The 14,227-nt window shown below is 37.6% G+C and carries 10 protein-coding genes and 1 pseudogene; 6 read left to right on the top strand and 5 right to left on the bottom strand.

The window, feature by feature from the left end; all coding sequences use genetic code 11:
* Positions 1-1,428: nitrate- and nitrite sensing domain-containing protein (locus IBX42_RS08710; protein WP_294931800.1), on the bottom strand; the 1,428-nt coding region annotated here is incomplete at its 3' end.
* A 52-nt stretch (positions 1,429-1,480) separates the two neighbouring features.
* Complete coding sequence (locus IBX42_RS08705; RefSeq protein WP_294931797.1) at positions 1,481-3,061, bottom strand: bifunctional diguanylate cyclase/phosphodiesterase; 1,581 nt, start codon at positions 3,059-3,061, stop codon at positions 1,481-1,483.
* A 109-nt stretch (positions 3,062-3,170) separates the two neighbouring features.
* Between IBX42_RS08705 and IBX42_RS08700 the strand changes: the two genes are divergently transcribed.
* Both IBX42_RS08700 and IBX42_RS08695 read left to right on the top strand, forming a co-directional pair.
* On the top strand, positions 3,171-3,827 hold the full coding sequence (locus tag IBX42_RS08700; RefSeq protein ID WP_294931794.1) for a uracil-DNA glycosylase: 657 nt from the start codon (positions 3,171-3,173) through the stop codon (positions 3,825-3,827).
* The gene (locus tag IBX42_RS08695; protein ID WP_294931791.1) at positions 3,824-5,080 is read left to right on the top strand and encodes a hypothetical protein; all 1,257 of its coding nucleotides are present in this window, start codon (positions 3,824-3,826) and stop codon (positions 5,078-5,080) included. The genes IBX42_RS08700 and IBX42_RS08695 overlap by 4 nt, the downstream gene beginning before the upstream one ends.
* On the opposite strand, the gene IBX42_RS08690 is transcribed toward IBX42_RS08695, so the two are convergent.
* A complete protein-coding gene (locus IBX42_RS08690; protein ID WP_294931787.1) occupies positions 5,057-5,434 on the bottom strand; it encodes a YbgC/FadM family acyl-CoA thioesterase in 378 nt (125 codons plus the stop codon). The genes IBX42_RS08695 and IBX42_RS08690 overlap by 24 nt on opposite strands.
* A gap of 160 nt (positions 5,435-5,594) precedes the next feature.
* Between IBX42_RS08690 and IBX42_RS08685 the strand changes: the two genes are divergently transcribed.
* From IBX42_RS08685 to IBX42_RS08670, 4 genes are read left to right on the top strand one after another with little or no spacing between them, the layout of a single operon-like run.
* Positions 5,595-6,905: a TolC family outer membrane protein gene (locus tag IBX42_RS08685; protein ID WP_294931783.1), complete on the top strand. Its 1,311-nt coding sequence runs from the start codon at positions 5,595-5,597 to the stop codon at positions 6,903-6,905.
* A complete protein-coding gene (locus tag IBX42_RS08680) occupies positions 6,898-9,066 on the top strand; it encodes a type I secretion system permease/ATPase (protein ID WP_294931780.1) in 2,169 nt (722 codons plus the stop codon). The genes IBX42_RS08685 and IBX42_RS08680 overlap by 8 nt, the downstream gene beginning before the upstream one ends.
* The gene (locus tag IBX42_RS08675) at positions 9,063-10,445 is read left to right on the top strand and encodes an HlyD family type I secretion periplasmic adaptor subunit (RefSeq protein ID WP_294931777.1); all 1,383 of its coding nucleotides are present in this window, start codon (positions 9,063-9,065) and stop codon (positions 10,443-10,445) included. Before IBX42_RS08680 ends, IBX42_RS08675 begins: the two co-directional genes overlap by 4 nt.
* A gap of 2 nt (positions 10,446-10,447) precedes the next feature.
* Positions 10,448-11,059, top strand: a complete 612-nt coding sequence (locus IBX42_RS08670) for a LuxR C-terminal-related transcriptional regulator (protein WP_294931774.1) — start codon at positions 10,448-10,450, stop codon at positions 11,057-11,059.
* 5 nt (positions 11,060-11,064) lie between these two features.
* Here IBX42_RS08670 and IBX42_RS08665 read toward each other — a convergent pair whose 3' ends face one another.
* Together IBX42_RS08665 and IBX42_RS08660 are read right to left on the bottom strand one after the other, a co-directional pair.
* Positions 11,065-12,717 carry a cadherin repeat domain-containing protein gene (locus IBX42_RS08665; protein WP_294931771.1) on the bottom strand — a complete coding sequence of 551 codons (1,653 nt, stop codon included), beginning with the start codon at positions 12,715-12,717 and terminating at the stop codon, positions 11,065-11,067.
* 150 nt (positions 12,718-12,867) lie between these two features.
* Positions 12,868-14,227, bottom strand: a pseudogene (locus IBX42_RS08660) (hypothetical protein); the annotation flags it as partial.

Below are 14,227 nucleotides of genomic sequence, written 5' to 3'. Positions count from 1 at the left end.
TCCTTCCATTTTCTGGGATATATTGTTTAGTGAGTGAACCATCTCCTCTGTAGAGTGTTTAACCTCATCTACGATAATACCTGTTTGAGCATTTTTGTCGTTTATATCTTTTAGAGAGTCCATATTATGACCCAATCCTTTTTGAACACTTCCTACTCCAGAAACAGCACCGTCATTTAATAGTTCGGTTAAAGAGAGAGTCAGTTTATTTGCTTCATTTCTCTCTTCGATATCTTTTGCATATCTCCCGGACTCTTCAAGGCTCTCTTTTGCCTCACGCATCGATCTTCCGGCTGCCTGAACCAGAAGATTTACATACTCCTGAATAAACCCTATCTCATCACTTCCGCTCTTTGTAATAGTTTTAGAAAAGTCTTTTGAAGTTATTATCTCGTCTATCTCATTTTTTAACATATCTACTTTTTTTATAAGATTTCTTGAGATGAATGAACCTAGCCCTATTATGAAAAAGACAACTATCATATTTATTACAAGCCCGATTATCATAGAGTTAAAAGCTTCATCATGAATATTTGAGACATTCTGGGTTATACTTTTTGCTATCTCGTCCTCAACCTCTTTTAGCAGGTTGATTTTTGAAGTTATGGTTGCAAACCAGTATGTGGCATCTATGTTAAAGCCTCCATCCTCGTGTTCCAAAGCAACTTCTCTCATCCTTTTGACCTCTGCAACCTCTTTAGCACTCAGCTTTGTCTCATAAAATTCTTTAAGCTGAGGCGATGCAAAAAATAGAAACTTTTTAGTAAAACTGTTTTGTTCGCTCAAAAGCCCTATAAATTTATTGTGAAATCCGGGAGCAAAACTGTCTCTGCTAAATGTTGATGATAGAACTGCCCGCTCTATGCCCGCTCTCTCTTTTGCTGACAAAAAATTTACAAAAGCATTTATCTCATTGTTTGTTTGAGCGTTGTCGCTCATCTTTATAATCTCTTCTATCGCAGATATAAACGCTTCATTAAGCGAGCTATAATAACTCACAGGAACACTAACTGCAACGCTTAGAGTATCAACACTTTTTCTAATCTCGCCAATCTTTGTGAGGGCATCCACCGCTTTTTGCATCTTTGTGCGCATACTTTGAGAGTACTCATCCAAAGAAATTAAAGAGTAAAACCTTTTTAACTCCAAAAGAGTCTCATCCGTATCTTTTCTAATAGAGAGTAACTCAGATGAAAATTTGGCACCGTTTGAGCTTATAAACCCGGCAGATGCACCTCTCTCTTTTTGAAGATTGTGAACCAGAGAACTGCTTTTTTGACTAAAGAGCACCAGTTCGCTGATCTTCTCTAAGGCTTTTACCTCCTTATAACTATTAAAGCTATCCGTCGTAAGCCACAAAAGTATCACAAGCACCGGCACTACTACCATTAATGCCATCTTTAATTTAATGGATATATTGTTGAACATTTAAATCCTTTGTATGTAATCTTGTTTTAGCAGAACCTGCATCTACTTGAGCCTAATTGTCTTTTTTTAGCAACTCAATGGAGGGTTCATCAATGTAGTAGCCCTGAGAGTAGTTGACTCCGAGTTTTTTTACAATGTCCATTATAACGCTTGAGTGAACATATTCCGCTATAGTTTTTATACCGAGTTTTTTTGCAAACTCAACAATAGTCTCAACAATAAAAAGAGCGTTTCTATCCACATCTATATCTTGCACCAAAGAGCCGTCGATTTTGATAAAATCTGCGTTCATTCTCATTAAATACCCAAAATTTGAATATCCGCTTCCAAAATCGTCGATTGCTATTCTAGCGCCATATCTTTTAACTTCACTTATAAAGCGCTCTACTTTTTTAAAATCTTCAACGGCATCAGACTCTAGCAGCTCAAATATAACTCTTCTTGACGCATTTGAACTTTTGAGTTTTTGAACAATAAAATTGAATATTTCGCTGCTCATAATATCCTCTATAGAGAGGTTTATACTAAACTCAAACTCGCTGTTCTCGAACGTTTCAAAAGATTTGTCGATTATCGCTTTTGTTACTATCTTGTAAACTTTTATCTTTTTTGCAACCGGAATAAAAAGAGTCGGCGAGAGTATTTTTCCATTTCTATCGATGAGTCTTGCCAAACACTCATACTTCTCTATTTTTAATGTCTGCGTGTCTACAATAGCTTGAAAATAAGGAACAATTCTAGAGTTTTCAACAGCGTCCCTTACAATTCCCGAGAGTTTCAAGTTCCTTTCATACTCGTTTTCAAAATTCATTCTATCTTCATATATCCAATATTTTGCACCAATCTCTTTTGCATATTTAAGTGCCATTGAGACTTTTGAAAATATATTTTTACTATCTATATTTGCCGAAGATGCAAGAGTAAAATCAACATATATGCTTATATCCTGATACTCTATTGTAATATTTTTTATCTTCTCATAAAGCTCATCAAGGTAATCTTTAAGCTCATAAAATCCTATCTCTTTATCAATAATAAAAGCAAACTCATCTCCCGAGAGCTTATATATGTGATGCTGTGGAATATTCTCCTGAAGGTATTTTCCAACTTTCTCAATTACATAATCACCTACTATGTAACCGTAAAAATTATTTATCATCTGAAAGTTATCTATATTAAAAACAACCAACGAGAACTCTTTGAGCTCGTCAAGATCATTTCTAAGTTTATATGTGTTTGGGAGATTTGTAAGATGGTCCGTGAAGTATCTGCTAAAAAGTTTGTTTCTATACTCTCTTAGCTCATGTGCCTGTTGTGTAATTTTTGTATATAAATCTTTGGCTATTTCGTCGCTTATATTTTGAGGGTCTGCATCTTTTTTTAGCGAATATAGTATAAGTTGCGTATTTGTTTTATCCTCATGCTTTAAGAGAACTATCTTAGCGTTTGGAAATATTTTAACTAACTCATTTTTTAGGCTTTGAACAAGGACGGTATTGTGAATAAAGGAGATTATATGGATAAGAATATTCTCTTTTTTGAGATTTTCAATGTTGCCAATAATACTCTGAATTTCTCTCGAAGACTCCAATTTAAAACTATTTACACCCAATACTTCATTATCTAAGCTCAAATTGTTCTCCAAAAATACTTTCTTGTATTTTACCTAAAATTTATAAAGTAGATTTTAACCGCACTTTAAATATACTCTTATGATTGATTATTTTTCATAAAGGCTATTATTGAACTCTTTTCAAAATCTACTGCTACTGCAAAACCTATATCGGCTTAAAGCTCTAGGGTTTGAGTATAGCGACTCCTTTTCTATAAACCGTGCAAGTTCAAATGAAAAACCATCGAATCTTGATGAGCTTACAAAGAATATAGCAAGTTGCCATTTGTGTGATTTGAATAAATCGAGAAGGCAGAGCATGAGCGGATACGGCAATCCAAATGCAGACGTCATGATAATCGACTATATGGTTTCGATGAGCGATGATAGCACAAACTCCTACTACAGCGGCAGAAGCGGTGAGATGCTAAAAGATATGATTGAGAATGTTTTAAAACTAAAAGTTGAAGATGTGTACTTTACTCATGCTATAAAATGCAAACCTTTAAACTCAAATATAGCCTCTAGTTCGGAGTGGGATTCATGCAAGAGTTATCTATTTGAACAAATAGAGTTTGTAAAACCAAAAGTAGTTGTTACTTTAGGTAAAGATGCTTATGCTAAAGTTACATCTGAAGAAGAAAATTTCTGGAGCGTAAGAGGACATGTTGTAGACTTTAAAGAGTACAAACTTGTTCCTATATTTCACCCCAATCATCTTCTTAGAAATCCGGATGATAAAAAAATTGCGTTTAATGATCTAAAAATTATAAAGAGTTGTCTATGAAAAAACTATATTTTATCGCCATATTTTTGCCTGCAGTGCTGTTTTCAAAAAGTTTTCTAATTTCTGACATTGCTCTTCCAAAAACTGATATTCAAAACCTAGACCCTTACCCTTGTAATGAGGAGTGTTTACAAGAGCACCTTGAAAATGGCTACATCTTCTCATTTTTAGCTCATGCCGGGGAGAGACTTGAAGATGATGTTCTAGAGGCAAGAAGACAGGAGTATCTGGCAGTTTTCAATATAAAAAAGGTCTTTACAGAGAGCAAACTTCGCATTGCCCTACTTCTGCCATACAAAAAGATTGGAAGATATGCAGCCTCAACTACAAACGCATCTTTTGCCTATCTTATGTCAAAGAACCGCCCGTTTGAGCTCAAGAGTTATAAAATAGAAGATGAGAGCTACGATGAGATCTCAAAAGCCCTCAAGAGAATTAAAAAGGATAGTTTCTCTTATGTAATAGCACCGCTGACACAAGATGGCGAAGAGATTGTCTCAAACATCAATCCTGACATAAATATATTTTTCCCAACTATCAACAAAAAAGATGCTAAAAATGAGTCAGGCTACCTCTACTACGGAGGGATAGACTACAGAGCACAAAGCGATCTGCTCTTAAATGAAGCGGTCTCTCCACTTGTCATATTTTATGATCAATCCACCATCGGAGAGCGGCTATCTGAACATCAAGAGTATGCTTTTAAAGCCAAATTTGCACAAAATAAAAAGGTAGCCTTGAGTAGCCCTTCTCAAAAACCAACCGTTATAAAATTTTCTATTCCTCAACAGACGACAAATCTAGAAAAACAGTTAAAAGAGAATGAGAAGATAAACGAAGCCTCTTTTTTCGTAAATACTCCTATCATAAAAAGCGGTATGATAATATCTCAGCTTACTCTCTATGACACAAACACTACAAATATACTCTCAACACAAACAAACTACAATCCGCTGCTTCTCTCCATGACACAGTATCAAGACAGAAAAGATATGATAATCGCCAACTCTATCACGCAAAACAAAGATGTTCTCATCGAGACAAACTCTCTTTTGGGTAACGATATTGTATACGACTGGATAAACTACACGACAACCGTCGGTATAGACTACTTTGCCCATCTTATAAGCGGCGAAAAAAGAGAGTATGATATACAGAGTGTTGATAACCAGATGATCTACCCTATAAACCTGCTTCAGCCATCATTCTCCAGGTTTATCCCTTACCAACTAACAAAAGAGAGAGCGGACTAGCTCCTCTACCTCTTTTGTGATCTTTTGAGGCTTGCCCTCAAAGTTTATATATGCCAGCGTTATGGTTAGCTCAAATATCTTCTCATTCTCTTTAAATACACTCTGCAACAGTTTGAACGAAGCCGCTCTCATCTCTATAAGTTTTGTCTCTACATGCAGCTCATCACCTAGCTTTGCGCTTCTAATATAATCAGCCTCAACTCTTCTGGCAACAAAATGACCATTTTGCAAAACCGGAGTCAGACCTTTAGAGAAAAAAGCCTCACTTCTTGCGCGTTCGCAAAAATTGAGGTAGTTTGAGTGATAAACAACTCCGCCTGTATCGGTATCTTCGTAATAAACTCTTATTTGCATCTTCTAACCACCTTTTTACCGCTATCTAACATGTTAAATTATACACTGCTTTGACTTTTAGCGATATAATATGAAAAAATAGTTTTAGCTTATACCTAAGTTAATAAATGCTTAATATTTTGAATAGTATACTAAGTAAAGTAAAAACAAAGGATTTCAAATGAAGCAGTCTATATTATTATCGGTGGTTTTGATACCTATACTTGCAAGCGCAATGTCTCTTAGCGAGGCAGTGCAAAAGGCGGTTGAGACGCATCCTCAAATAGAGATGAAAAAAGAGGATAGAAATGTTCAAAAAGAGTTACTGAGTAGAGCAAGAGCCGGTTATTTACCGTCTTTAGACTTGTCATATTCAGTCGGTCCAGAATTTACAAAAACTGTAGCAAACGAAGGTGTGAGAGAAACATTAGTAAGACAAAATGCCTCTGCAACACTCGTTCAGAATGTTTTCTCAGGCTTAGATACAAAGTACGCGGTTGAGCAGCAAAAAGCGCTTATATTATCGGCAAACGACACTGTAAAAGAGAGTGCAAATGATATGGCGCTAGCAACTGCTACGTACTATATTGAGCTACTTAGAACTCATGAACTACTCCAGATTGCTAAAGAGAATGTAGCGGTTCATGAAAAGTACCTTTCACAGATAGATGAGAAGGTAAAAGCCGGAGTTGGGCGCAGTTCTGACTACAAACAGACACTTGCTCGTTATGAAAATGCTCTAAGTATCCAATACTTAGCGGAACAAAATTATGATAATGCCGTCTCTAGCTTTGAGCGTATTTTACCCGGAGATATAAGTGTAGCGGATTTGGAAAAACCCACTATTGGAGATATCCCTGCTAATGATATAGACTCTTTGGTTGAGATTGCTATGCAGAACAACCCTACGATTAAAGTATCAAATGCGGATATCGAAGTTGCGGCGGCGGCACTACAACGCTCAAATGCACCCTATTATCCAAAAGCGGATATTAAACTCGAAGCTTATTGGGACAAACATGTGCATGGAGTGGCATTTGAATCTGAAGCTGGAACTCCTAGCACTTTTGAAGAGAACTCTGGCTACAACGCTCTTCTTGTGTTAAACTACAATATCTTTAACGGTTTGGCAGACAAAGCAAACAAGCAGGCAAATCAACACAGATTGCTTAACAAAAACAGCACACTCGCAGATGCAAGACGCTATATAAAAGCATATACAGAGATTGCATGGCAGACGTTTGAGTCGACAAAACAGCAGCTGGTTCATCTCGATAACACTATAAAATCAAGCGGCGAAACTGTCTCCGACTATGAAAAAGAGCATGAACTTGGAAGAAGAAGCATCATCGACCTTTTAAACATAGAGTTAGAGCATAACAGTGCAAAAAACCGCAAAACTACGGCTGAGTATGATAGGCTGATCTCTTACTATCAAATCTTATCTTACACCGGCAAAATTTTAGAAGAGATGAATATTACAGTTGAGTAGTATTATAGAAAATCCTCTACTGGAGAGCTTGGTAATTTTTACCAAGCTCTACAATCGTCCATACAGCGCTGATGCACTTATTGCTGACTTGCCAATCCCACCGGGAAGAACGACGCCTAGACTTTTTTCACTTGATGCAAAAGGATCAAAATCCGCATTTCATCGTGCGGCTCAGCGTGCCGGATTTAGCTCTAAATTAGTAGACTACTCATTTAAAGATATATCCCCTCTGCTACTGCCAGTAATCCTAGTCTTAAAAGGTGACGAATATGGCGAGAGAGCCTGCATCTTAACGGAAATTAGTCCTGATAGAAAATATGCAAAAATAATTTTACCAGAAGCAGGAGAGGGTGAGAACTGGGTTGAGAGTGAGTTTTTAGAAGCGGAATATATAAACTTTGCATTTCTTCTTAAACATAACCACCAATACAAAGATGCACACAATCGTCTCTTAAAGCATGATAGTCATCACTGGTTTTGGGGAACAATGAGCTACTTTTCTGGAATATACGCAGATGTAATAGTAGCTTCTTTTCTTATAAATCTTTTTGTTATGGCAACTCCAATTTTTACTCTAAACGTATATGACAGAGTCGTGCCAAACAATGCAATAGACACGCTTTGGGTATTTGCAACGGGTATAATTGTTATCTATATCTTTGACATAATTCTAAAGTTCCTTCGCTCCTACTTTCTTGAAAATGCAGCAAAAAAAAGCGATGTTATCATGTCTTCGATAATTTACGAGCATGTACTAAATCTAAAAATTGCATCAAAGCCACGCTCGGTAGGTTCGTTTGCAAGCAACCTAAAGGATTTTGACTCCATAAGGGGCTTTTTTACGGCATCTTCTATTGCTACTATAATAGATCTGCCTTTTACAATTATATTTCTCTTTATCATCTATATTATAGGCGGTTGGATGATCGCTATTCCGATAGTAAGTGCCCTTATCATTATGATATATAGCATATTCGTAGAAAAACCCATGAGAAGAAGCGTGCAAAGCACTTATGAAGCTTCTGCACACAAAAACTCAGTACTTATAGAGTCACTTACAGCACTAGAGACTATAAAGGCACTTGGAATAAGCGGACAGTATCAGTGGAAATGGGAAGAAGCTACAGGCGATGTTGCACAAAAGGGACTCAAATCAAAAATACTCTCAAACTCTATCTCGACATTTGTAAACTTTGTAGTTCAGCTAAACACTATTGCGCTTATTATAGGCGGTGTTTATGCCATAGGAAATAATGCTCTGACTATGGGAGGGCTTATCGCAGTTGTAATGCTTGGTTCAAGAATGCTCGCTCCTTTGGGTCAAGTCGCAGCACTTATTGCCAATTTTCAGCAGACTAAGACTGCTTATGACGTCATCAACTCTATAATGAAGCTCTCTGTTGAGCGCGAAGAGTCAAAAAACTTTGTACAGCGCCCATTCTTTAAAGGAAAGGTAGAGTTTAAAAATGTAAGTTTTGTCTATCCTGATACAGAGAACAAAGTTCTTGATGATGTAAGTTTTGTAATCAATCCGGGAGAATCAGTAGGTATTATAGGCACTAACGGTTCAGGAAAAACGACAATAGAGAAGCTTATACTAGGGCTTTATGAACCAACGGAAGGCTCCATACTAATGGACGGTATAGATATAAAACAGATAGACCCTGCTGATTTGAGACGCAATATATCTTATGTTCCCCAAGAGGTCATTTTGTTTCAAGGAACGCTAAAAGAGAATATTGTTCTGCGCTCTCCTGGTGCAAGCGATGAGGAAATTTTAGAAGTTGCCAAACTAAGCGGTGTGAGCTACTTTGCAGACTCTCATCCAATGGGCTATGATATGCATATAGGAGAGAGGGGGGACGGTCTCTCAGGCGGACAAAAACAATCCATCTCGATAGCACGTGCTTTTATACATTCCGCTCCAATTATACTTCTTGACGAACCTACAAACTCGATGGACAGTACGCACGAAAACCACTTCATAAGAGCTATGAACAGCTACCAAAATAATCATACGATGATACTAATCTCTCATAAAAATATACTCCTTTCATTAACTAAAAGATTGATTCTATTGGATAGAGGCAAGATTATTTTAGACGGTTCGCATGATGATGTTATAAGACGATTAAGATCCCCTCAAAAGAGTAGCCAATGAGCCTAGAAGATAAGTTTGTAGAATACTCTTACAAAAAGAAGGATATTAAAAACCTTCGCATAAAAGATGAGAAGGACTTGGAGTATATGAACTCTGTAAGTGCGGCTCTGCTTATGAATCACTCTGGCGGCACCAAATTTATGCTCTGGATAAGTGCTTTTGCAATTGCTTGGCTGATTTTTTGGGCATACAATGCAGATATAGATGCCCTAACCCGCGGTCAAGGCAAAATAATCCCCTCTTCTCAGGTTCAAGTCATACAAAATCTGGAGGGTGGTATTGTAAGCGAAATACTCGTTGAAGTCGGAGAAGAGGTAAAAAAAGGCAATATTCTCATTAAAATCGACGATACGAGTTTTGTAAGTAGCTTTATAGAGAGTCAGTTGCGCTACAATGAACTTCAGGCGAAGAGTGTTCGCCTTTTGGCTGAATCTACCGTAAAACCATTTATTGCAAGCGACTTAACAAGAAAAAACTCTCCAGAACTTATAAAACATGAAGAGTCTCTTTATAAAAGCAATAAAGAGCAGCTTGAAAACAGTATTAATATCTATCAGCGCCGCCTTGAGCAAAAAAAAGATGAACTAAAAGAGGCTGAGGCAAAATTACAAAACCTGACAATAAATTATAAACTTATTACCAGAGAATTAGAACTTAATAAGCCGCTTGTAGATAAAGGAATAGTCTCTGAGGTCGAGTATCTAAAACTTCAAAGAGAAGCCAGCACCATTGAGGGGCAGATGAAATCGACAAAACTCTCTATTCCTCGTCTTGCCTCCATAATTGAGGAGCAAAGAAACAACATTAGAGAAGTTGAGCTAAAATTTAAAAATGCAGCAAAAGAGAAATATAATGAAGTAAGAGCCGAAATGTCAAGAATTGAGCAGGCAAATATTGCCAGAGAAGACAAGGTAAAACGTACATTTGTGCGCTCTCCCGTTGATGGAACTATAAAACAGCTTCTAGTAAATACTGTCGGGGGTGTTGTAAGACCCGGGATGGATATTATTGAAGTAGTACCTACTCAGGACAACCTGGTTGTCGAAGCAAAAATAAGACCTGCGGATATCGCCTTTTTATTCCCGGGGCAACGTGCTATTGTGAAGTTCTCTGCATATGACTTTGCAATATATGGCTCGCTGAAAGGCACTCTAACTCACATAAGTGCAGATACTATTTATGATGAAGCAAGTAGACAAAACTACTATCTTGTGAGAATAAAAACAGATAAAAACTACTTGGGAAATGAGGATAAAAAACTAAATATTATAGTCGGGATGACGGCAGATGTAGACATAATAACTGGCAAAAAAACAGTACTGGACTATATTCTAAAACCAATCCTAAGAGCACGAGATAATGTGCTGAGTGAAAGATGACTATGAAAAAGGTAATTATATTTACAAATATGTCATCAATTAAAAGGCATTGGCAGAGCGCTTTAAACAACTCCTACGAGACCGTGTCAATAGAAGATTTTGATGAACTACTTAAATATCTTGCAAAATATGGCGATAGAATATCAGTAATGATTGATGAGATGAGTATTCAAAATATCGAATATGCACTCAAAAAACTAAAAGAGCACCCAAATGCGGTTACTTTGCTTTTTAACTCAGTTCCTGAAGTGTATCACGCATCAACTCTCCTTGGAAGCGGTATTAAAGGATATGAAAACTCCTACATAAATAAAGAAAACCTGCTAAATATGCTCTCAAGCGTCGAATATGGAAATAACTGGCTTTTTGCAGATCTTACATACTTTATAATCAACAAATATATGCAAAATAAAAGGAAAGATGAGCCTGAATTTATCTCACTGCTAACCGAAAAGGAGAAGGATATCGCACTAATGATTGCCGAGGGGTTAAACAACAAAGAGATAGCGCAAAGAGAGAAGATTGCACTCTCAACCGTAAAAGGTCACATCCACCATATCTTTGAAAAGGCGAACGTGACCGATAGAATCTCTTTAGCACTAAAGTTTAAGTAATAAAATCAGACACTATCAATAGGTATATCAACATCGATAAGAAGTTGCACACTCGGGTCATCTACGTGTGTGTATGTAATATAGTCTGTCTCTGTAACACTAGGAGAGGTGTCAATAACCCATCCGTTATCTACCAAATTAACAATCCCATCACCGCTGTCTCCAGTAATTTTAAGCACATTGTCGCCGTCCGTTATATCAATGACGTCTGCCAATGTAATATTTGACAATGTATAATCACCGCTAGAGAGATTGATTTCATCTACAGAGTCAGGAGCATCGCCTTCAAAATCATTATTTTGATCTAATAAAGCCTCCATATCTATGTTGCCGCCAGGTAAACTGTCAAAAGTAAGAACCTGCTGACCATCAGGACCCATTATCTCAAAATCATCTATACTCCAAGCTTCTGTACCCTTTCCATGATCTACAGTATTTTCAGATTGAAACTCAACCCTAATAAGCCCATTTTCAGGAACTGTAACGTCAAAATCATAGTCAAAGTATCCTACACCCTCACTATCAGGAGAAAATGACTGAGTTTTTATCACGTTATCTTCACTGTCATAAACTCTTGTTACAAAAGTGTCATCGCCCTCCCAATCATTTACGCCAAGCGTAAACGAAATATTTATCTCTTTGTCTGCATGATCACTCAGATCAAAATCCTGTGATCTTGTATCGCTGTCTTGACTAAACCAACCCAGTTCATTTGGCGGAATCGTACTGTTGTCCACACCTATGGCGCTCTCGTTGCCTGAGCCAGTCCAGCCTTCATTATTATTGCCTGGAGGAGAGTCAAACGTATGAAACACCAAACTTTCACCAGGAGTCGTCGTTACATTTCCATTAATATTGTTAATGAAAACACTCAGTTCCTGAGTTGTATGGTTTCCTAACGAATCTGTTGCGGTTACGAGTACAATATACTCATTGTCTCCGCCAACATCTTTTGGATTTTCATAATCAGGAGCCTCTTTAAAGCTTATAAGACCGCTCACTGGGTCAATAATGAACAGCTCACTATCCTCTCCCGAGATGCTGTAGCTGACACCATTCTCACTGCTAGCCGTTACCTGCGTTACAGGAGCTGTATCTGTTTCATTAAAAAGTGCTGTATTTGAAGATGTAAACACAGGATGAGTGACATCAGGTGGAATCACATCGGGTGGAGTGATATCGGGTGGAATGACATCCAGTTGACCAATGTCATAAACAACATCTTCTGTACCAAACTCTGTCACGCCAAATCCAAGTGCGCTATTTGGTCCTCTGTTAAAGCCAAGAACGCTGGAGTCTGCTACGATATCCGTCTCTGTAAATGCCGTGCTTCCCTCTGCCCCCTCTTCACCTGCTGCAGTTTCTAAATCTTCTGCTACTCCTGTTTCAACTTCTGACTCAGCCATGCTGCTCAGGGCATCTCTTCCATGAAAAGCAGTTCCGTCTGCTAAAATTCTAAATTCGCCATCGTATGCCGACGCCTCAGGAAGTGCTAAAAACTTAATCTGAAACAGAGCGCTCGAATCGTTACTCACAACCTGCTCATTCTCAAACATCAAACCGCCGTACACTGGCTCACGAACAACACCGTCAGCACCCACAATCTTCACGTTACCTTGCGTTACCTGTATCTGTCCTACAACTTTTCCAGTAGCCATTTTACACCTCCAAATTTAATTATGTATAGATTCTAGCACAGAGATTTTTTTAAGTAAATAGTACTTTGGTATCAATAAGAAAATTTTTGTTAATTGGGAAAAAAAGAGTTTACCCGCAGCCATCAAGGTTGCGAGTAAACAGCTAATAAGCTATACAATATCGATTGGTATAAGAACATCAACCATCAGTGTCGTAACATCTCCTGTATCAGCATCTGTATAACTATAAACATTATACCCGCCATCCACAACAGAAGTATCAAATGAATCTTCGTCAATACTAACCCTAGTATCACTAGTAGGAGTACTATCAGACTCAATTATTAATGTATTATTACCATCTACAGTTGTTGTCATTGAAATCACATCATTCGGATTAATACCACCGACTACTTTTGCATTATCAAGCAACTCTATAACTTCAATATTTGAAATCGCGGCTATAGTAGCTACATTAGATAAGTCTAAAGTATCTGCAACAATCAGTGTATCTACTCCAGTTCCGCCGTCTATAACTGTATCTAAAGCATCGTATACAATAGTGTCATTACCTGCACCGCCGTATAGAGCATCCGCTCCGGCACCACCATCGATGTAGTCATCACCATCTTCACCAGCTATTGTATCATCACCAGCTCCGCCATGGAGAGCATCTGCTCCATCACCTCCGAAAATAACATCATCGCCTCCTTCTCCAGAAATTTCATTATCTTCAGCAGTTCCAGCGATTATATCATCGCCACTGCTCGCAGCAAGTGCAAAACCATCCCCACTCTCCCAAGAAGTTGCACTGCCAGTAATAGTATCAATTAAATTTCCTAGCTCAGTCAACTCTGTCGGGGTAAGTTCTTCAGTAAAATCAAATATCAATTCTACACCACCATTATCTGCAGGAATAGAGTAATAATTATACAGACCATCCGCACTCAAAATAGCAATAGGAGCAAAACCATCTACCACTAATACACCATCTACTGAAGAAGGAACTTTAAGTATAAGATTGCTTAAAATTTCACTCTCATCTGTCAGAAATGCATTTGCATCAATACTGTATGTCACCAAATAAGGTGAAACAAGCACTACATTTTCCACCTTAAATTGATCATTTGTAGCCGTATTGCTTACACGAACTTCATTAAAATAAATATCAGATGTAAAAGTAAGAGGTATACCTTTTGATCCACTAGGATTTGTAGTAAGATAATCATTTAAAGAATAAGTTTCTATTACTACACCATCTCTTAACAATTCAACGGTTCCAGTATCATTCCCTGGTCTTCCATCAAAACTTTTAATGGTCATAGAAACACTTCTTGCATATCCATCAAATTCTAAAATACCAGTACTATTACCAGAATTAATAATCGGGGTATAATTTGTAAAAGTTTCGTCTTCATAATCTTGCACAATTTCAGGAGTCAAATCTGCTGTAACTATTACCAGTGGTGCATCTGCTACGAGAATTACTGATGGGTCAACATCTGCAGGGGTGCCATCAACTGTTCCATCG

This window comes from Sulfurimonas sp., assembly GCF_014859695.1.
Taxonomy (GTDB): domain Bacteria; phylum Campylobacterota; class Campylobacteria; order Campylobacterales; family Sulfurimonadaceae; genus Sulfurimonas.
The sequence above is the reverse complement of the archived record's forward strand: the minus strand, read 5'-3'. Positions and strand labels throughout refer to the sequence as shown.